This is a genomic window from Actinomycetaceae bacterium MB13-C1-2, from assembly GCA_035621235.1.
GTDB lineage: Bacteria > Actinomycetota > Actinomycetes > Actinomycetales > Actinomycetaceae > Scrofimicrobium.
Window position 1 is genome coordinate 2,521,165 of sequence record CP141731.1, and the last position, 18,377, is coordinate 2,539,541.

The window sequence follows — 18,377 nt, forward strand, 5'->3', positions numbered from 1 at the left end:
CTCAGTGCGTACTAGACAGGGAAGCGAACGAGGCTTAATGGTACTGAAGCTCAGGGAACCACAGGGCAATCTCACGGATCGCCGAAGTCTCAGAATCTGAGGCATGTACCAGATTCTTTACGGCCTCAGTCGCCCAGTCACGCCCAAGATCTCCTCTGATGGTCCCCGCTGCCGCGAGGGTTGGGTTGGTGGCTCCAACAATGTTACGAATTCCTTCAATCACCCGGTCGCCCTCTACGACGACGGCAACAACCGGGCCCTCCATCATGTACTTGATCATCGAGGGGAAGAAGGGGCGCTCCGCGTGTTCGGCATAGTGCTCACTCAGCAGTTCCTCACTCGCAAACTTAATTTTGAGGCCCTTCAGGACATAGCCCTTAGCCTCGATTCGACGCAGTACCTCGCCTGTGAGGCCACGTGCAAAACCATCGGGTTTGACCAGAACCAAGGTGTGTTCCTTGTCGGAATCCAGTAGATCAGGGGTCGGCATTGATACTCCTTTGGGATGAACTAACTGTGGCAATCATAAGTCCCGATCACCACAGACAGTTCATTACCAACCCAACTAGTGTCCTGCACCGCAAAAACCTTGCCCAGATTGCGCACCACACCGGCACACGACACTAAACCTGTTCGTCAAATCCAGCGTTGATCCCGTCAGCAATTTCACGCGCAGCACGGAGCGCGTCAGGACCCTGAGCTCTAACAGTCACCTCTTGCCCAAACTCCATGCCAGCTGCCATGAGTTCCATCGCTGAAGCACAATCGGCTTCATCAATCCACACTTCGGCATCAAAACCGGCAGCGAGCGTTGCAATCTTTGCGGCCGGCCGAGCGTGGAGTCCCGCCTTATCGGCAACAATCGCCTTGACCTCCACAACCTCTCCGGCTTGCGAGGCAGTTGAGGCCACTGTCGGGACAGACGACGATAGCTCCCGACACATCGACTGAGCGGCCTCGACCACAGCAGAAGCCACCCTGTCCAGATCTCCGCCTCCCTCAGCCACCACCGCGGCCGCGACGGCGCCCTCAACCAGCGGTCCTGGCACATATCGAATCAAATCCGGCTCGGTTGCAAACTCAATAACTGAGTCGACCGTTAGCGTCGCCGAACCTAGATCGGTGAGGACAACGACTCCGCGTTCCCCGGACGACTCTAGGGCCCGCGCAACCTCCAACTCGATCAAATCAAAGGAAGAGCCCAGACCGCCGGTGGGGTCACCACCGGCAGCGCCGATGTGAACGTTAGGAGCCATTGCCAAGGCCAGCTCCCGCGTTCCATCTGCAATCAACTTCGAGTGAGAAACCACCACCAGCGAGACGCGCGATGGTGCCGTATCACCCATCGTTTGAGTCTCCGTAGACTTCTTCGGCAGCATCTGCCGCCGCCCGGAGAATCAGCGCCGATGAGACCGCGCCGGGATCAAGATGACCACGAGAGCGCTCCCCCAGATAAGAGGCCCGACCCTTGGTCGCCTTCAGCGGTTTCGTTGCCTCGGCACCGTCGCTGGCGGCGTTCGCGGCCGCCTCAAGTGCCGAGACAACATCGCCACCGTCGGCGCTCGCGGCCTCAGCCGCGGGCAGCCAGGCATCGACCATCGTCTTCTCTCCGGTTTCAGCCTTGCCACGAGCCTGGATTCCCTGGACCGCTCCGGTAAGAATCTTTCCTACCGAATCCGCATCCAGTTCACCTTCTGGGAACTGCTGTGCCGCCTTGAGGAACGCGGTCCCGTAAAGCGGTCCAGCGGCCCCGCCGACGGTCGAAAGCAGAGTTTTGGCAACATACTTCAGTACGTCACCACCACTCTCCGCACTCTCAAGTCCCTCGCCGCGAATCACTGCCGTGAATCCGCGGTCTAGGTTCTCGCCATGGTCGCCATCGCCAATCTGCCGATCCAGATCTATGAGCAGTTCACGGTTATCTGCGACCACGACAGCGGAGTTCTGAATCCACTTTCGCGCCCAGTCCAGGCTCTGTGTCATGTTGCTATCTCCTAATTAGTCCACGCGACCGTGTCTACGTGAGCATCGAACAGTTCGAGCATTTCATCATCGAGGCGCAACAGCGAGATCGAAACGCCCGGCATCTCAAGGCTAGTAACAAAGTTCCCAACCATCTGACGTTCCCGAACGATCAGGTCTTCCTGTAGCAGTGACGCCAGCCTGCGGAAGACTATGTACAGTTCGGACTCTGGGGTACCGCCCATTCCGTTAACCATGGCGATTACCCGATCGCCCTCTTTCAGACCCAGATCGTCACGAATCTGTTGGTAGAGCTCAACCGTCAGCGCATCTGCTTCTTCCATTGGGCCGCGACGATATCCGGGTTCGCCATGGATGCCTATTCCCAGCTCAATTTCGTTGTCTCCGAGATCAAATGACGGCTTGCCCGCGTGTGGAACCGTACACGGGCCAAGCGCCAGACCCATTGAGCGCATGTTCTGATTGACGCGCCTGGCAATCTCCGTGACCTCGTCCAGGGACTTACCCTGTTCCGCAGCCGCGCCGGCAATCTTCTCGACAAAAACTGTGCCTGCCACGCCACGACGTCCGGCGGTGTACAGCGAGTCTTCCACGGCACAATCATCGTTGACAATGACCGACGAAACCTTGATATCTTCCATTTCGGAGAGGTCCGCCGCCGTCTCAAAGTTTAGTACGTCGCCCGTGTAGTTCTTGATGATGTATAGGACCCCGGCACCCCGATCTACAGCGGCTGTTGCAGCAGCGATCGGGTCTGGTGTTGGTGAGGTAAAGACCGGACCGGGAACCGCGGCATCGAGCATGCCCTCGCCCACGTAGCCCGCGTGCAACGGTTCGTGTCCCGATCCGCCACCGGATACCAGGGCTACTTTTCCTTCTGCCTTGGGAACGGCGCGCTCCACCCAGTCAGGACCTAGGTGAACAATGACCTTCTCTGGGTGTGCAAGCGCAAGGCCCTCCAGCGTCTCCGTTACGACATCGTGTGGATCGTTTATCAGCTTCTTCATTGGCGCTACCTCTCGCATAGTCAGTGTCTGCTTCACGACCACATCAATTTCTATGGTCGCGTGGCGGAACCTCCGTGGCAGCGAAGAACTCTAGTGCCTGAGCCGACGCTGGACAGGGCGTTCGCCTCCAATCTTGCCATCCCACGATGACGTTGTCAGCGCCCGGGAGCGGGTACCAAGTGAACTACCGCTGAAACAGCGCGGTCACGTCGCCAGCAAGCATGATGGAACCAAACGCAACGACCGCTCTCTGAAGACTCGGATCACTCGGCGCGTCCATTAGCTTCACGGCCTCTTCCAACGCATCGGCGAGGTCGGGCTTGACGTGGACTCGGTCCTCGCCAAAGACCCCCACCGCGATCTCTGTGAGATCATCAATGTCGATGGGACGTGCCCCCTGCATCTGCGTCAACACTATCTGATCCATGGCTGGCTCAATTTCGACCAGCATTGCCTCAATATTCTTGTCGGCCATGGCCGAAAACACGCCCACCAAGTAGTCGAGGTGGAAGGCTTCTGCGAGTCCGGTTCTCATGGCCGCAACTCCAGCTGGATTGTGCGCGGCGTCAACGATCACGGTCGGTGATCGTCTAACGATTTCGAGTCTTCCGGGCGAACGAGCCTGAAGGAACCCCGCCTCTACAACCTCCGGCGGCAGGGCCTTGCCACCCATGATGGCCTCGACGGCAACCAACGCGGCAGCCGCGTTCTGCGCCTGATGCTCGCCATGCAGGGGAATAAACAACTCCTCGTACAACGCCGCAGGCGTGCGAACGGAGATCATCTGCCCGCCAACGCCCGGCTGTCTAGACTCGACCGCCCAGTCACGATCCTGCAGACGCATGATCGAGTCAGTCTCCTGTATCCGCTGTTCGATGACCGCGAGTGCCGCAGGGTCCTGACTCGAAACCACGACGATTGACCCAGGCTTGATAATCTGGGCTTTCTCCCCCGCAATCTCCTCAATGGTGTTCCCCAGGTATTTCTGGTGGTCAAAGGAGATCGGGGTGATGACCTGGACACCAGAGTTCACCACGTTGGTTGCGTCAAAGCGACCGCCCAATCCGACCTCGATAACGGCAGCGTCGACCGGAATGTCTGCAAAAGCCGCAAGCGCAGTAATCGCCAAGGCTTCAAAGTAGGAGATCTTTGGGGTTCCAGCCTCGTCGGCCTTCTCATCAACCATGTCGATATATGGGGAAACGTCCTGCCAGGCAGAGAGGAACTCTCGCGCTGAAAGAGGCTGTCCGTTCACTTGGATCCGTTCACGCACACTCGTCAGGTGCGGTGAAGTAAACGCACCCACGCGAAGTCCGAATCCGCTAAGTAGGGCCGAGGAAAGACGGGTGGTAGAGGTCTTGCCGTTCGTCCCCGCAATGTGAAGTATCGGATACGCGTCCTGAGGGTCACCGAGGATGTAGAGCACCTGCTGGACTCGATCTAGGGTTGGATCGAAGTCGTGCTCGGGCGTCCTGGTTATCAAGTCCTGGTAGACGACGTTTAGCTCCGCTTCGGCTTCTGCCTCGTCCAGCAGGGCCTCGTGTTCGGCGATCCGTTGGGTGTCGGGATCTATCTCTCCCCGATCCTCATCGCTATCTTCCTCAAGGATGGATGCGATTAGCTCGGGGTCGGCTCCTGCCAGCAGTGTTTCTTTGACGATCCGCCGAAGTTGTTCAAGGTCGCCCTCATCCTCGTCTTCCTCGCCGCTGCCTTCTGAAGGCACATCGTCTTGGTCATCGTCCGACTCGTCATCCTCGTCGGCCGCGATCAGATAGGGGATCAGTTCGGGGTCGATCCCGTGTGGAAGATCGAAGTTCTGCTCGTCGCCGGTCCCGGCGCCAGTCGAATCACTCATGGTGAAAACTCTAGTCGCTTGGTCCGGCGTTACCGTAAGTCGGACTATTCGGGTGTTTGTGCCTGGGAAGTGCCCGTGTGGGACGGGAATATTCAGTCCGTCAGAGAACAGGTTCATCCACAAAGTGCTCATGTGGGAGGGGAGTCTCTGCCAGGGTTGACTACGGAAGCCCTATGTTCCGCATGATTTCTTCTGGAAAGAGGCCACACCGGCAGATACTCAGCCCAGCAGGCAACAATAGCAGGGCTCCATCGCAAGATATCCGCCGGAGTGGCACTTCCGCCCAGCAAACACGCAAATGACGCAAGAAACCACGGGGCGCACCGGGAGACTCAAGACCAGAAGCACCCCGGAGTCTCTAGAGCTTCGTGACCCTAACCGACTGCTCCGCCCCGGCGACGATCTCAAGTTCCAACGCCAGGGTCTCCTTCGCAATCATGTCCTCGAACGCCCGGGCGGCAACCAAGCGGCCCTCCGGGACGACCAGATCGATCCTGATGCGATCCGCAACGTGAAAACCTGCGTCCTTACGAGCGTCCTGGATAGCACGAACCAGGTCGCGAGCGTAGCCTTCTTGCTCTAGGTCTTCCGACACGGCGGTATCCAGAATGACGAATGCCCCCGAGTCCAGCACCGCGGCAACCTCATCCCCGCTCGCCTCCACCCCGATTGTCAGGGTGAACTGATCTCCGGAAAGTTCCACAGGTGCCCCGTCGAGTTCCACTGCTGGGAAACGGACTGTGTCAGCCTCGCGAGCTTCTTCCCACTGTCCGCTCTTTGCAGCAGCAAATAGCTTAGAAGTGAGAGGGCGGACCGCGCCGGGGAATTCTCGCGGGTTGAGGCCCAGGGTGCGCTTCACCTCGAAGCCCGACTCCTCGGGTGCCTCAAAATCAACCTCTTTCACGTTGACTTCGCGGGCGATAATCGGCGCAAACTGCACGAGGGAGTCCGGGTCGCTCGCCACCACAGTCAGGCGTCCGAGGGGTTGGCGCACCCGAACATTGTTCGTTTTTCTGAGGCTGTGCGCGGCGGAGACGATCTCTTGAACCTCGTCCATGTTGGCAACCAGGTCGGCGTCCATCCACGTCTCAGGAAGCTGCGGGAAGTCCGCCAAGTGGACAGACTCGCCGCCAGTTAGTCCCCTCCAAATTTCTTCCGTCACCAGCGGAAGTAGTGGGGCAGCGGCCTCTACAAAAACAACCAGGGCCGTGTACAGAGTGTCAAACGCATCGCGATCCTCGTCCCAGAAGCGGTCACGCTGGGTTCGGATGTACCAATTCGTGATCACTTCAAGGTGATCGCGCAATCGGGCAGTCGCGCGCGCAATATCGTACTCGTCCATCGCCGCGCGAACCTCGTTTGTCACCTCGTATGTTCGGGCCAAGAGGTAGCGATCCATCTCAGGAAGAGCGGAAATGTCATCGCACTCCACATCCAAGCGCCTGGGAGCGATCCCCGCGCCACCGTCACACGCGTTGCCGTAGAGAGTCAGGAAGTAGTACGCGTTCCAGAGAGGCAGAACCACCTGGCGAACCGCGTCGCGCACACCGTCCGAGGTGACGATTAGGTTACCGCCGCGTACCACTGGCGAAGCCAATAGGAACCAACGCATTGCATCGGACCCGTAGTCGTTGAAGACCCCCGTGACGTCCGGGTAATTACGCAGCGATTTACTCATCTTGCGTCCGTCATCACCCAGAACGATTCCGTGCGAGATGACGTTGAGGAATGCAGGACGATCAAAAAGTGCCGTGGCAAGAACATGCAACAGGTAGAACCAGCCACGGGTCTGGCCGATGTACTCGACGATGAAGTCACCCGGGTAGTGGTCTTCGAACCAGTCCTGGTTCTCAAACGGGTAGTGAACCTGAGCGAATGGCATCGAACCAGACTCGAACCAGCAGTCCAGAACTTCGGGCACACGACGCATCATGGAGCCCCCCGTGGGATCATCTGGGTTCGGTCGAACTAGGTCGTCAACATCTGGACGGTGCAGGTTGATACTGTCGGCATCCACCCCAAAATCGTCGGCAATCTGCTGATACGAGCCGTAAACGTCCACGCGTGGGTATTCCGGATTGTCCGACTTCCAGACCGGGATCGGGGCCCCCCAAAAGCGGTTACGGCTGATGGACCAGTCCCGAGCGCCTTCAAGCCACTTGCCGAACTGTCCGTCCTTGATGTGGTCTGGAACCCAGTTGATCTGCTGGTTCAGTTCCACCATGCGGTCACGGAACTTAGTGACCTCAACAAACCACGAGGACACCGCCCGGTAGATCAAAGGCTGACGGCAGCGCCAGCAGTGCGGATATGAGTGCAGGTACGAGGCTTGACGGACCAGGATGGGACGGCGTGCCTCGTCCTCGCGAGCTATCGGACCCTCCTGCTCGCGCAGGTCTGAGAGGATCAGACGGTTCGCGTCGAAAACCTGAACGTCCTGGTAGTCGGAAACCTCAGCGGTGAAACGTCCACGCTCATCGACTGGAACCACTGCCTTGATTCCTGCTTCTAAGCAGACGTTCATATCGTCTTCACCGAAGGCGGGGGCAATGTGTACCAGACCCGTTCCGTCTTCAGTCGTAACGAAGTCACCCGCAATAATCTGGAACGCATTCGGGCCGGGAACTCCCTCTTCGCGTCCCTCAAAATAGGGGAACATTGGAGCGTACCGGCGGCCGAGCAGGTCGGAACCTTTCATCCGGGACACGACGAGTTCCTCGGCAGTGGGAAGGTCCGTCTCGTCGCCCTCCTTTTTCTTGGATGAGGGGTCCTTTGCTCCAAGCTCAGGCGCATAGACATCCAGCAGTTGTTCAGCGAGGATGACCTTCTTCCCCGCCAGCGCGCCGCTGGTAGGCTCCACAGCAACATAGTCGATATCCGGGCCAACGGCGATGGCCAAGTTAGACGGAAGCGTCCAAGGGGTCGTGGTCCAGATTAGGGCGATCTCTCCCGTCGGCTCCCCGTCCTCACCCAGGAGCTGGACGCCGACGGTCGCCGTCTGGTCTTGACGGTCCTGGTAAATATCGTCGTCCATCTTGAGTTCGTGATTAGACAGCGGCGTCTCGTCATTCCAGCAGTAGGGCAACACGCGGTAGCCCTCGTAAACGTACCCCTTGTCGTACAGGGTCTTGAACGCCCAGATCACCGACTCCATGTACTCCGGGTCCAGGGTCTTGTAGTCGTTCTTAAAGTCGACCCACCGCGCCTGACGAGTAACGTAGTCTTCCCACTCTGATGTGTAGCGAAGTACGGAGGCGGCGCAGGCGTCGTTGAAGGCCTTAATTCCAATTCCAGTTGGGCCCTCGACCTGGGACTTATCGACGATGCCAAGCTGTTTCTCGGTCTCTAGCTCGGCGGGCAGACCGTGGGTATCCCAGCCAAAGCGGCGCTCGACGTGGTGACCGATCATCGTTTGGTATCGACCGACAACGTCCTTGACGTATCCGGTCAGGAGATGACCGTAGTGCGGAAGTCCATTCGCGAATGGAGGGCCGTCGTAGAAAACAAACTCATTAGAGCCTCGTTCGCCCGCATCACGGAAGTCGACGGACTTTTGGAAGGTGTCGTCTTCCTTCCAGTATGCCAACACCTGTTCCTCAATCTTCGGGAACGAGGGTTTAGCACTGACCTCAAGGTCTTCTCGGTGCAACGGAAATCGCTTTGAACTGTCCTTAGCGACCATTGTGGTTCCTCTCGTGTCCTAGCTCCCTTGCGTAGGACGAGGTCTCTGCTTCTCAACAGAATCCCCGCGGTACCACCCCGCTTGCGCCCTGAGCGAGCGCCCCTCGATTACGGCTGTCTCGGGCCTACCCGTCCGGTTCTAGTACGGGGAGTAAAACGATCACTCCTCGGTTCTTCCGGATGCTCCCCGGTGATGTCCCGATCCGTTCTTGCTGGATTAGGCCGGCTCAATGCCCCTCCATGGTAAGTGCGCGCGGCTGATATTGCGAAGATGGCGGCTGTGAGTTTCCGCGCGTCGAGACGAGAGCTCTCGGCCTCAAGCGAACGGCGGTTAAGGGTCTTTACAATATACCCCCCGGGGGTATATTGTCCAGTTGTAACCAGGACAACCACGGAACTAAGGAGACCACCAATGGCAACCGCCTCGTACAAAGTAACCGGAATGACCTGCGGGCACTGCGAGATGTCCGTGCGCGAAGAAGTGTCGGAGATCCCCGGAGTTACTGACATCCAGGTTAGCGCCGAATCAGGCGATCTTGTAGTTACCGCTACAGGAGAGATAGACGACGCTGCGGTGCTCGCCGCAGTTACCGAAGCGGGGTACTCGGCTACGCCAGCGTTCCGCGGTGGAAGCAACAGAACCGCAGAACTGTGAAGGCAGGCACCCGACTCGCGCTCTTCGCAGCGGCAATGGTGGCGGTCTTCATGATCGCTTTCTTTGTTGCATCCGCGATCACGGGTCAGATCGATGGCTGGGATCCGGGTGTAACCCAATCCCCCATCTCTCCATCCGAAGGACATGGCCACGACAGCCACTAGGTAGCCGGTGCTAGCAACGACCTCGTGCTACGTAAGGGAGAGAGGCGACGATGAGTATTCAGACAAATCCACCGGCCGGGGTGTCGATAGAACTCGATATCGGCGGAATGACCTGCGCATCCTGCGCGAACCGGATCGAACGTAAGCTGAACAAACTCGATGGTGTAACCGCAACGGTCAACTACGCCACCGAAAAGGCCAAGGTCACCGTTCCCGAGGGGTACAACCCCGATCTTCTCGTTGAGGAGGTGAAGAAGGCCGGATACTCAGCCGAGCTTCCAAAACCAAAGACTGCACCCGTCGATAACGGTGAGCAGCCCGAAGACCGCGAGTTGACCGAACTTCGTCAAAGGTTGATCGGCGCAGTGGTACTGGCGGTCCCCGTCATCCTCCTGGCAATGATTCCGGCACTCCAGTTCAGGAACTGGCAGTGGCTCTCTCTGACTTTGGCGGCGCCGGTGATTGTCTGGGCGGCATGGCCATTCCACAAAGCAGCTTGGGCCAACCTCAAACAGGGTGCCGCAACCATGGACACACTGATCTCTATGGGGACCCTTTCCGCGTTCCTTTGGTCGCTGTATGCCCTGTTCTTCGGAACGGCTGGCGAACCGGGAATGAAGCATCCGTTTACCCTCACCGTCGCCCCGTCAGATGGCGCGTCCAACATCTATCTTGAGGTCGCCGCTGGCGTCACAATGTTTATTCTTCTGGGTCGCTACTTCGAGAAGAAATCGAAGCGGCAGGCTGGAGCTGCGCTCCGCGCCCTACTCGAACTGGGTGCCAAAGACGTATCACTGCTCAAAGACGGGATTGAGATCAAGGTTCCGATTGACGAGTTAAGGGTCGGCGATGAGTTCGTCGTACGTCCCGGAGAGAAGATCGCTACCGATGGTGTGGTGGTCTCGGGGACTTCTGCGGTTGACGAATCGATGCTTACCGGCGAGTCCGTCCCGGTCGAGGTGGCCAAGGGCGACCCTGTAACCGGCGCCACCGTCAATGCGGGGGGTCGTCTGGTGGTGCGAGCTACCAGGGTTGGGTCTGATACCCAGCTGGCTCAGATGGCGAAGCTGGTCGAGGACGCACAAACTGGTAAGGCGGAGGTTCAAAGGCTTGCAGACAGAGTCTCGGGCGTCTTCGTTCCTGTTGTGATCCTGATCGCCGCCGCAACTCTCGGAGCCTGGCTTGGCGCCGGCTTCCCCGTGACAGCGGCCTTCACCGCCGCAGTCGCCGTGCTCGTCGTAGCATGCCCGTGCGCGCTTGGGCTTGCAACCCCGACGGCTCTGCTGGTTGGAACCGGTCGCGGCGCTCAGATGGGCATCTTGATTAAGGGGCCCGAGGTCCTCGAATCTACCCGCGACATCGATACCGTAGTGCTCGACAAGACGGGAACGGTCACCACGGGAAAGATGACCCTCGTCGAAGTTATTGCCGAGACGGGAACACCGCAAGAAGAACTATTGCGAGTCGCCGGAACCGTTGAAGATGCCTCGGAACATCCGATCGCTCGCGCCATCGCCGATGGCGCACGAGAGGCGGTGGGGGCCCTCACTCCTCCCGAGGACTTCAAGAACGTCGAGGGCAAAGGCGTTCAAGGCGTAGTCGACGGGAAACTGGTTATCGTTGGTCGCGAGTCACTACTGGCAGACTGGGGACAAGACCTATCCCCCGAGATCGCCGCTAAGAAGACCCGGGCCGAGTCGGAGGGAAAGACCGTTGTCGCCGCTGGTTGGGATGGTAGCGCCCGAGGCATTCTAGTTGTTGCAGACACCGTGAAGCCGACCAGTGCGGAAGCTATCGACGAGTTCAAAGCGATCGGTCTAACACCGGTACTTCTTACTGGTGACAACAAGAAAGTCGCCCAATATATCGCTGATCAAGTCGGTATCGACGAAGTAATCGCCGAGGTTTTGCCCGAAGCCAAAGTCGATGTGATCAAGCGGCTACAGGGCGAGAAACGAGTAGTCGCAATGGTCGGTGACGGCGTAAATGATGCGCCCGCGTTGGCACAGGCCGATCTGGGCATGGCCATGGGAACCGGAACGGATGTTGCAATCGAAGCCTCTGACATCACTCTGGTGCGAGGTGACCTCCGGGGCGCGGTGGATGCAGTGCGGCTGTCACGCAAAACCTTGGGAACGATCAAGGGCAACCTGTTCTGGGCATTTGCATACAACACGGCTGCCATACCGATTGCCGCCCTTGGAATGCTCAACCCGATGCTAGCCGGGGCCGCAATGGCATTCTCTTCGGTATTTGTGGTTGGAAATAGCCTGCGACTTCGCGGATTCCGTAGTATCGCGGCCGACTAGTCAGTTTTCCTTAGACCTAAGCAGATAGGACAGCACATGACAACGCAAGATCAGATAGAAGCTATCGAGGATATCGAGGAACTAAGCGAAACGGCCGAAGTGGCAGCGATACTAGATCTTGAAGATGAGGACAAGCCCGCCCACTACGGTTACATCAACGATAAGGCCAACTATATGCGGCGGATGAGGCGTATCGAAGGGCAGGCCCGCGGCATCGCAAAAATGATCGAAGACGAAAAGTACTGTATCGACATTCTTACTCAAATAAGTGCGTTGACCGGAGCCATCCAGACGGTCGCTACCGGCCTCCTTGAGGATCACATGAACCACTGCGTCGTTCGCGCAGCCCGCATGAGTGATGAAGAAGCTCAAGCAAAGATCGAAGAAGCTGCGCAAGCTATCAGACGCCTAGTCCGCGTTTGATTCACAGGCAACGGATCTGGGCGTTCTCCCCAGCCACAACGCTTTGCCCTCCTCTTTGTCGGTGGGCGCGCATAGACTGGAATCGTTGCAAGCAACGCCGCTAGATAAGGGGTAGCCATGGCACTTCGAGCACAAATCACCGGAGCAATAACCGAGCCCGTTCTGCGTTGGACCCCGAAGCAGCAGCCGGTCCTCGACTTCCGAATCAATGCGACTGCTTCTGTTCGTAACAAGTCCACGGGACAGTGGGAAGACGTGGGCTCTCCAATCTGGGTGAGCGTGGCATTTTGGGAGCAGGAAGCGCAGACATTGAACGAGGTCTTGAGTAAAGGCGACCGAATCACCGTGGAGGGAACTCTGGTTCAGGAGACCTACCAACGTCGCGACGGGGGCGAGGGAAACTCGCTGTCGTTACGATTCCCCAAGATGCTAGGGGTCATCCCAAGCCGCCGCTGGGCTGATTCTCAAGGCAGTGCTTCTCCATCAGCAACTAGCGGCGGGGCATCCTACAGTCCGCCGACAGACGACCCGTGGGGCGCCCCAACCTCAGAGAGCTCCGCTGCCCCATTCTAGGCCGACGGACACACTTCTCTGACAGTTATTGAGGCAAGTATCTATGAAAACTCAAGTGGTCTGACCTAACTCTGGGCTACCAGTGGGGACGCCCCCTCGTGCAGCACGCGTGTTCGTTGAGTGTTAATTGCTGCAGATCCAGAATCAGAACGCCAAAATCGTAACCTTCCTCACCTCATAAGTAGCCGTGGCTACCCAATTAACTGGATAGACTCGCCACCCCAATTGGTTGCGTGCGGCGTGCTCTCTCGGCTTCTTCACAAGCTTGTTGAGCGAGTTATCCCGCTACCGACCCAGATGGTCAAGCTCATCGTGTCAACGTCGCAGCGCAGCCTCCACTCAACAGGTGGATAAATTAGAGGAGTCAGAATGGACTGGTTTGAGGCTTTCGGTTGGCTCGGTTCAATACTCGTCGTGATCTCACTGGCACTCCCCAACACTCTTGCCTTTCGAACAACGAACTTGATCGGCAGCGGGATTGCCACCCTCTACAACTTGGCTCTAGGAATCTGGCCATATTTCGTGATGAACGCGGCCATCTGTATCGTCAATGTCTATTGGCTGATTAGGATTCTGCGTGCGCGCCAAGAGACGACCACAACAGTCGAGACGATCACAAGCACAACGATGAAGTGACAGACCGGCTGAGAAAGCGGGCCAGCGCCTTCGGTTCGAAAAACAAGGAACAGCCAGGACTCCGTCCGAAGCGTGCAACGGAACCGGTCCAGTCGATCACATTCGCCAAGTTGAACTGGAAACGGGCCCCGACTCAAAAGTCGAGACCCGTTCATCCCATCAACACAGTGTGAGGATTGAAACGCCTCCAGGCGCTTAGTGACGTTTCATCTCTCGCGTAAAAGCCTATGCGACAACCTTTGCCAAACCCTTGGGCAGACCTGGGAAATCTCTGGGAAACTATTACCCCGACGTTACCCCTCAGACTTTGAGCGCACAGCACGCAGGTAACATGGACGGATGACCAGTTCTGATATCAACTTAAGAGCGCACGTCCTAGACCCAGAAGCGATGGACACATCAGTTCGTCCTCAAGATGACTTCTACAGGTACGTGAATGGCACGTGGCTCCAGAATCATGAAATACCCGCTGACCGAGCGTCAGACGGCGCCTTCTATCAGCTTGCCGACCTGAGCGAAGATCGGACCCACGCCATCGCTGAGGAAGCCGTTGCCGGAACTCTAGAAGGGGACGCGGCCAAGCGGATCGCAGTTCTCTACAGCCAGTTCATGGACGAGGAGACACTTAACCGCCTCGGAGCAGAACCTCTTCAGCCACTACTTTCACAGATCGCAAATGCAGAGACGCACGAAGAACTCGCCTTCGTTCTTGGCTCCCTAGTCCGCTCGGGCGTCGCTGGTTGGTTCGACATGGAGGTCTCGACAGATCTCAACAACACCGACCGCTACGCGGCTTACTTCGGACAGTCCGGCCTGGGCCTTCCCGACGAGTCGTACTACCGTGAACCCGAGTACGAGGACTACCGCCAGAAGTACGTCGAACACATCACCAGGCTGTTTCCTCTGGTTGGCGTGACTACTCAAGAAGCCGCTCCGGAAGCTGCTACAGAAGTCATGACATTCGAGACTCTACTCGCCGGCCATCACTGGGACATCGTCAAGTGCCGTGACATTCAGGCCACCAACAATCCTCGAACGTGGGAGGAACTGGTAGCCGATGCCCCGGACTTCCAGTGGACCGAATGGCAGCGCGGACTGGGCATCGACCTCTCAGATAAACCGATTGTCAGCTTTATGCCCGATTACATGGGCGAAGCGGCCCAGCTATGGAAGAGCTCTCACCTGCACACCCTCAAATACTGGATGGCTCGTCAGATTGCCGACGACTTTGCCCCGTATCTAAGCAACGAGATTGCTGAAGAACGCTTCGACTTCTATGGTCGTACCCTTTCTGGAATCGAGAAGATGCGTCCACGCTGGAAACGAGCGCTCGGTCTTGTCGAGGACGCGGTCGGGTTTGATATGGGTCGTCTCTACGTCGAGCGCCATTTCCCCGCCGAGTATAAGGAGCGAATGGAGCGAATGGTCCGGAACCTCCTTGAGGCCTATCGCGGTTCAATCAAAAAGCTTGACTGGATGGGAGAGGAAACTAAAAAGAAAGCCCTGATTAAGCTCGACACTTTCATGCCGAAAATCGGGTACCCGGATAAGTGGCGTGACTACAGCGGCCTGGAGTTTTCAGAGGAGCAGGGCCTACTCGAAAACATTCTTGCCTCGGAGGCCTTCGATCTTGAGTGGGAGTTCAGCAAACTAGGGACAGAGGTCGACCGCACCGAGTGGTTGATGACCCCTCATACCGTGAATGCCTACTATCAGCCAACGATGAATGAGATCGTCTTTCCGGCCGCGATCCTCCAGCCTCCGTTCTTCGACCCCGAGGCCGATGATGCTGTTAACTACGCAGGTATTGGTGCTGTCATCGGTCACGAAATCGGACATGGTTTTGACGATCAGGGCGCCCAGTTCGATGAGCTAGGCGCAGTCAACGACTGGTGGACGGACGAGGACAAGGCGGCTTTCGAGGAGCGCACCAAAGCCCTAATCAATCAGTACAACGGATACTCTCCTGCTGCACTCGACGATTCCAACAAGGTAAACGGCGCCCTCACCATCGGCGAGAACATCGGTGACCTTGGCGGTCTTGGCATCGCATGGCAAGCGTGGCAGGCAGCACTTCAAGAACAAGGAATCGCGAGTCCGTCAGATGCACGTGTTATTGATGGCCTTACGGGACCCGAACGATTTTTCGCCTCCTGGGCCGCAATCTGGCGAAGCAAGTATCGTGATGATTTCGCGATCCAGCTGCTTGCAATCGATCCTCATTCGCCCGCCGAGTTTCGTTGCAATGGCATTCTTTCGAATATGGATGCCTTTGCGGACTACTACAGTCTGAACGAGGAAGATGCCATGTGGATCGCACCCGAGGACCGAGTCACCATCTGGTAACCGCCGTCGTACACACAAGCCAAACCAAAGATTTCCAATCATATAGGGGGGCGATTTCGCCGACTTTATCGGCGTGTTGCGACCCTATGTGATTGGAAATCCGAGAACAACAAGAAGGAACTAGAACATGCCGGGACTGAACCTAACCCTGGAAGAAGCACAACAGAGGGCCTCGCTGATCACTGTCGACAGCTACGACGTTGACCTGGACCTAACCGGTAGCGACAAGGTCTTTCGTACCAAAGCAACCATCGCCTTCGATGCAACACCTGGAAGCGAAACCTTTGTGGACATGGTCGCTGAGACCATTCATTCGGCCGAGCTAAACGGTCGGACTCTTGATGCCTCAACATATCGGGACTATCGTCTGCCAATCAGCGACCTGAAGGAACACAACACCCTGGTCATCGATGCAGACTTCAAATACATGCATACGGGCGAAGGGCTACATCGCAGTGTCGATCCCGCTGATGGCAAAGTTTACCTCTACTCACAGTTTGAGGTTCCCGATGCCCGTCGTGTTTATCCAACCTTTGAGCAACCCGATCTCAAGGCGACGTTCACCTTCACAGTCAAGGTTCCAAAGGACTGGACGGTTCTCTCGATGTCTCCGACTCCAACCCCGCAGATAGAGGGCGATTTCGCCACCTTCCGTTTTGCGCCGACTGAACGCATCTCCACGTACATCACCGCGATCATTGCGGGACCGTACGAGGGTAAGACAGGCGTTATTCGCTCCATTGACGGCCGCGAGATCGACCTCGGTGTCTACTGCCGCGCTTCACTGGCTCAGTATCTTGATGCCGATCTGATCATGGAGATCACCGAGCAGGGCTTTGATTTCTTCGAGAACGCATACGGCATCCCCTATCCGTTCACGAAGTACGACCAGATCTTCGTCCCTGAGTACAACGCGGGAGCAATGGAGAATGCCGGCTGCATTACCTTCCGCGATCAGTATATTTTCCGTTCCCAGCCCACGGACTGGGAACTTGAGAGTCGAACCAATACCATTCTTCACGAACTGGCTCACATGTGGTTTGGCGACCTGGTAACCATGAAGTGGTGGGACGACCTTTGGCTCAATGAGTCTTTTGCCGAGTTCATGGCTCACCTCGCCACCGCAGAGGCCACGCGCTGGTCCGATGCTTGGGTCGGCTTCATGAATCGCAAGGACTGGGGACTATCCCAGGACCAGAAGCCGTCCACCCACCCGGTAAAGGCACCGATCCGCGATCTCGAGGATGTTGAAGTCAACTTTGACGGCATCACCTACGCCAAGGGTGCCTCAGTTCTGCGTCAGATGGTTGCGTACGTTGGTCGCGAAAACTTCTTCAAGGGCCTAAACGCGTACCTGACCAAGCACGCGTATGCCAACGCCACTCTTGAGGATCTGCTCTCCGAACTCGAAGCAGCTTCAGGTCGCGATATGGATCATTGGACCAAGGTTTGGGTCGAGGAAGCCGGCGTAACCACGCTCCGCCCCGAGGTCACAGTGGATGAATATGACGTCATTACTGGCTTGGACGTGGTCCAGGAGGTCTTCACACCGGGCGCATCACTGCGACCCCATGCACTAATCGTCGCGGGCTACTCGCTGGGCGAGGACGACAAAGTCCATCAGGTCTTCAGTGAAGCAATGGACGTTGACGGTGAGCGCACTCAGGTTGCTGAAGCCCTTGGCAAACATCGCCCGGATCTGATCTTGGTAAACGATCAGGATCTGGCGTATGCCAAAATCAGGCTGGACAGAGAGTCACTTGGATTCGTAACCCGCAACATCGCGAAGTTCCCAGATGCTCTAACTCGCCGTATTCTGATTGCGGCCGCGTGGGACATGACCCGGGACGGCGAAATGCCCGCGACCGAGTTCCTGGACCTCGCACTCGAAGACCTGAAGGTTGAGGACTCCGTCTCGGCTCGCTCTCAGATACTCCGGCAAATCGACGAAGCAGTGACTTCCTTTGTCGCGCCGACGAATCGAGGGGCGCGAATGGAGTCAGTTGCTTCCCGAATCCTCGAACTTGCCAAAGACGCCGAGCCCGGGTCAGATGCCCAAAAGATGCTGGTGCAGTCCCTTTCAAGGCGTAGCGTCAGCGTGGGGCAATACGACTTCATTGACTCGCTGTACCGAGGAACGGAAGTCCTCGATGGTCTTGATATGAGCCTGGATCTTCGCTGGGATTTGCTGTTCGCACTGGTTCGCGCCGGACGTGTGGGTGAGGAGGAAATCGCTGGACTCCAGGCTGAGGACTCCTCCCTTACCGGAGACCAGAACGCAGCTCGTGCCCGCGCAACCGTAGATTCTGATTCGGTACGCGAGAAGACTTGGCAGGCAATCATGCACGATGTCGAGATTCCGAATGACACTCGTTGGTCAATGGCTCAGGGTTTCTGGTCGCATTCTCGCACCAAACCACTTGAGTACCAGCGCTACATTGAGCGCTTCTTCGACCAGTTGGCAAAGACGTGGGAGGAACACACCTTCCATATTGCCTCACGTCTCGTTACCATCATGTTCCCCGACCCGCTTACGGGGTATATCCCAAACGAGGACATTGCCGGGCGCGCGCAACAATGGCTGGTAGACCATACGGATCAACCCGAGTCTTTGCGTCGTCTGGTCGCCGAGTCTCGCTCAGATTGCGAACGCATGCTCGTGGCACAGAAGGTCGATGAACTCGACTGATTGCGTTCTGTATCGGACGTAAGTTCGACACAGAACAAAAGTGTGACGAGCCGCTC

General features: G+C 57.3%; 14 protein-coding genes. 8 read left to right on the top strand and 6 right to left on the bottom strand.

What is annotated here, in order from left to right; translation table 11 throughout:
- Positions 1–34: 34 nt before the first annotated feature.
- The 6 genes from ndk to ileS all read right to left on the bottom strand — a co-directional run bounded on the left by ndk (position 35) and on the right by ileS (position 8,527).
- Entirely contained in the window at positions 35–490 is a 456-nt protein-coding gene (gene ndk, locus U6G28_11240; protein WRS30063.1) for a nucleoside-diphosphate kinase, read from the bottom strand.
- 133 nt (positions 491–623) lie between these two features.
- Positions 624–1,346, bottom strand: a complete 723-nt coding sequence (gene dhaM, locus U6G28_11245) for a dihydroxyacetone kinase phosphoryl donor subunit DhaM (GenBank protein ID WRS30064.1) — start codon at positions 1,344–1,346, stop codon at positions 624–626.
- A complete protein-coding gene (gene dhaL / locus U6G28_11250; protein WRS30065.1) occupies positions 1,339–1,983 on the bottom strand; it encodes a dihydroxyacetone kinase subunit DhaL in 645 nt (214 codons plus the stop codon). Before dhaL ends, dhaM begins: the two co-directional genes overlap by 8 nt.
- A gap of 11 nt (positions 1,984–1,994) precedes the next feature.
- Entirely contained in the window at positions 1,995–2,990 is a 996-nt protein-coding gene (gene dhaK, locus U6G28_11255; protein ID WRS30066.1) for a dihydroxyacetone kinase subunit DhaK, read from the bottom strand.
- 184 nt (positions 2,991–3,174) lie between these two features.
- The gene (locus tag U6G28_11260) at positions 3,175–4,845 is read right to left on the bottom strand and encodes a folylpolyglutamate synthase/dihydrofolate synthase family protein (GenBank protein WRS30067.1); all 1,671 of its coding nucleotides are present in this window, start codon (positions 4,843–4,845) and stop codon (positions 3,175–3,177) included.
- A 358-nt stretch (positions 4,846–5,203) separates the two neighbouring features.
- Entirely contained in the window at positions 5,204–8,527 is a 3,324-nt protein-coding gene (gene ileS, locus U6G28_11265) for an isoleucine--tRNA ligase (GenBank protein WRS30068.1), read from the bottom strand.
- Between the two features lie 411 nt (positions 8,528–8,938).
- Here ileS and U6G28_11270 point away from each other — a divergent pair, with 411 nt between their 5' ends.
- From U6G28_11270 to pepN, 8 genes are all read left to right on the top strand, one after another.
- Positions 8,939–9,181 (top strand): heavy-metal-associated domain-containing protein, encoded by a 243-nt coding sequence (locus U6G28_11270; GenBank protein WRS30069.1) that lies wholly within the window; start codon positions 8,939–8,941, stop codon positions 9,179–9,181.
- A complete protein-coding gene (locus tag U6G28_11275; GenBank protein ID WRS30070.1) occupies positions 9,178–9,345 on the top strand; it encodes a hypothetical protein in 168 nt (55 codons plus the stop codon). The genes U6G28_11270 and U6G28_11275 overlap by 4 nt, the downstream gene beginning before the upstream one ends.
- A 50-nt stretch (positions 9,346–9,395) precedes the next feature.
- Positions 9,396–11,654 (top strand): heavy metal translocating P-type ATPase, encoded by a 2,259-nt coding sequence (locus tag U6G28_11280; GenBank protein ID WRS30071.1) that lies wholly within the window; start codon positions 9,396–9,398, stop codon positions 11,652–11,654.
- Positions 11,655–11,807: 153 nt separating this feature from the next.
- Complete coding sequence (locus U6G28_11285) at positions 11,808–12,077, top strand: metal-sensitive transcriptional regulator (protein ID WRS31248.1); 270 nt, start codon at positions 11,808–11,810, stop codon at positions 12,075–12,077.
- 117 nt (positions 12,078–12,194) lie between these two features.
- Complete coding sequence (locus tag U6G28_11290) at positions 12,195–12,650, top strand: single-stranded DNA-binding protein (GenBank protein WRS30072.1); 456 nt, start codon at positions 12,195–12,197, stop codon at positions 12,648–12,650.
- 369 nt (positions 12,651–13,019) lie between these two features.
- Positions 13,020–13,286: a hypothetical protein gene (locus U6G28_11295; protein WRS30073.1), complete on the top strand. Its 267-nt coding sequence runs from the start codon at positions 13,020–13,022 to the stop codon at positions 13,284–13,286.
- Positions 13,287–13,625: 339 nt separating this feature from the next.
- Positions 13,626–15,632 (top strand): M13-type metalloendopeptidase, encoded by a 2,007-nt coding sequence (locus tag U6G28_11300; GenBank protein ID WRS30074.1) that lies wholly within the window; start codon positions 13,626–13,628, stop codon positions 15,630–15,632.
- Between the two features lie 127 nt (positions 15,633–15,759).
- The gene (pepN, locus tag U6G28_11305; protein ID WRS30075.1) at positions 15,760–18,321 is read left to right on the top strand and encodes an aminopeptidase N; all 2,562 of its coding nucleotides are present in this window, start codon (positions 15,760–15,762) and stop codon (positions 18,319–18,321) included.
- Positions 18,322–18,377: the final 56 nt, after the last annotated feature.

What these genes read in the sequence shown, in the direction of transcription:
- U6G28_11270 (WRS30069.1), top strand. Translation starts at nt 8,939, where the DNA reads ATGGCAACCGCCTCGTACAAAGTAACCGGAATGACCTGCGGGCACTGC.
- dhaL (WRS30065.1), bottom strand. Translation starts at nt 1,983, where the DNA reads ATGACACAGAGCCTGGACTGGGCGCGAAAGTGGATTCAGAACTCCGCT.
- U6G28_11300 (WRS30074.1), top strand. Translation starts at nt 13,626, where the DNA reads ATGACCAGTTCTGATATCAACTTAAGAGCGCACGTCCTAGACCCAGAA.
- U6G28_11290 (WRS30072.1), top strand. Translation starts at nt 12,195, where the DNA reads ATGGCACTTCGAGCACAAATCACCGGAGCAATAACCGAGCCCGTTCTG.
- ileS (WRS30068.1), bottom strand. Translation starts at nt 8,527, where the DNA reads ATGGTCGCTAAGGACAGTTCAAAGCGATTTCCGTTGCACCGAGAAGAC.
- pepN (WRS30075.1), top strand. Translation starts at nt 15,760, where the DNA reads ATGCCGGGACTGAACCTAACCCTGGAAGAAGCACAACAGAGGGCCTCG.
- U6G28_11260 (WRS30067.1), bottom strand. Translation starts at nt 4,845, where the DNA reads ATGAGTGATTCGACTGGCGCCGGGACCGGCGACGAGCAGAACTTCGAT.
- U6G28_11295 (WRS30073.1), top strand. Translation starts at nt 13,020, where the DNA reads ATGGACTGGTTTGAGGCTTTCGGTTGGCTCGGTTCAATACTCGTCGTG.
- ndk (WRS30063.1), bottom strand. Translation starts at nt 490, where the DNA reads ATGCCGACCCCTGATCTACTGGATTCCGACAAGGAACACACCTTGGTT.
- dhaK (WRS30066.1), bottom strand. Translation starts at nt 2,990, where the DNA reads ATGAAGAAGCTGATAAACGATCCACACGATGTCGTAACGGAGACGCTG.
- dhaM (WRS30064.1), bottom strand. Translation starts at nt 1,346, where the DNA reads ATGGGTGATACGGCACCATCGCGCGTCTCGCTGGTGGTGGTTTCTCAC.
- U6G28_11280 (WRS30071.1), top strand. Translation starts at nt 9,396, where the DNA reads ATGAGTATTCAGACAAATCCACCGGCCGGGGTGTCGATAGAACTCGAT.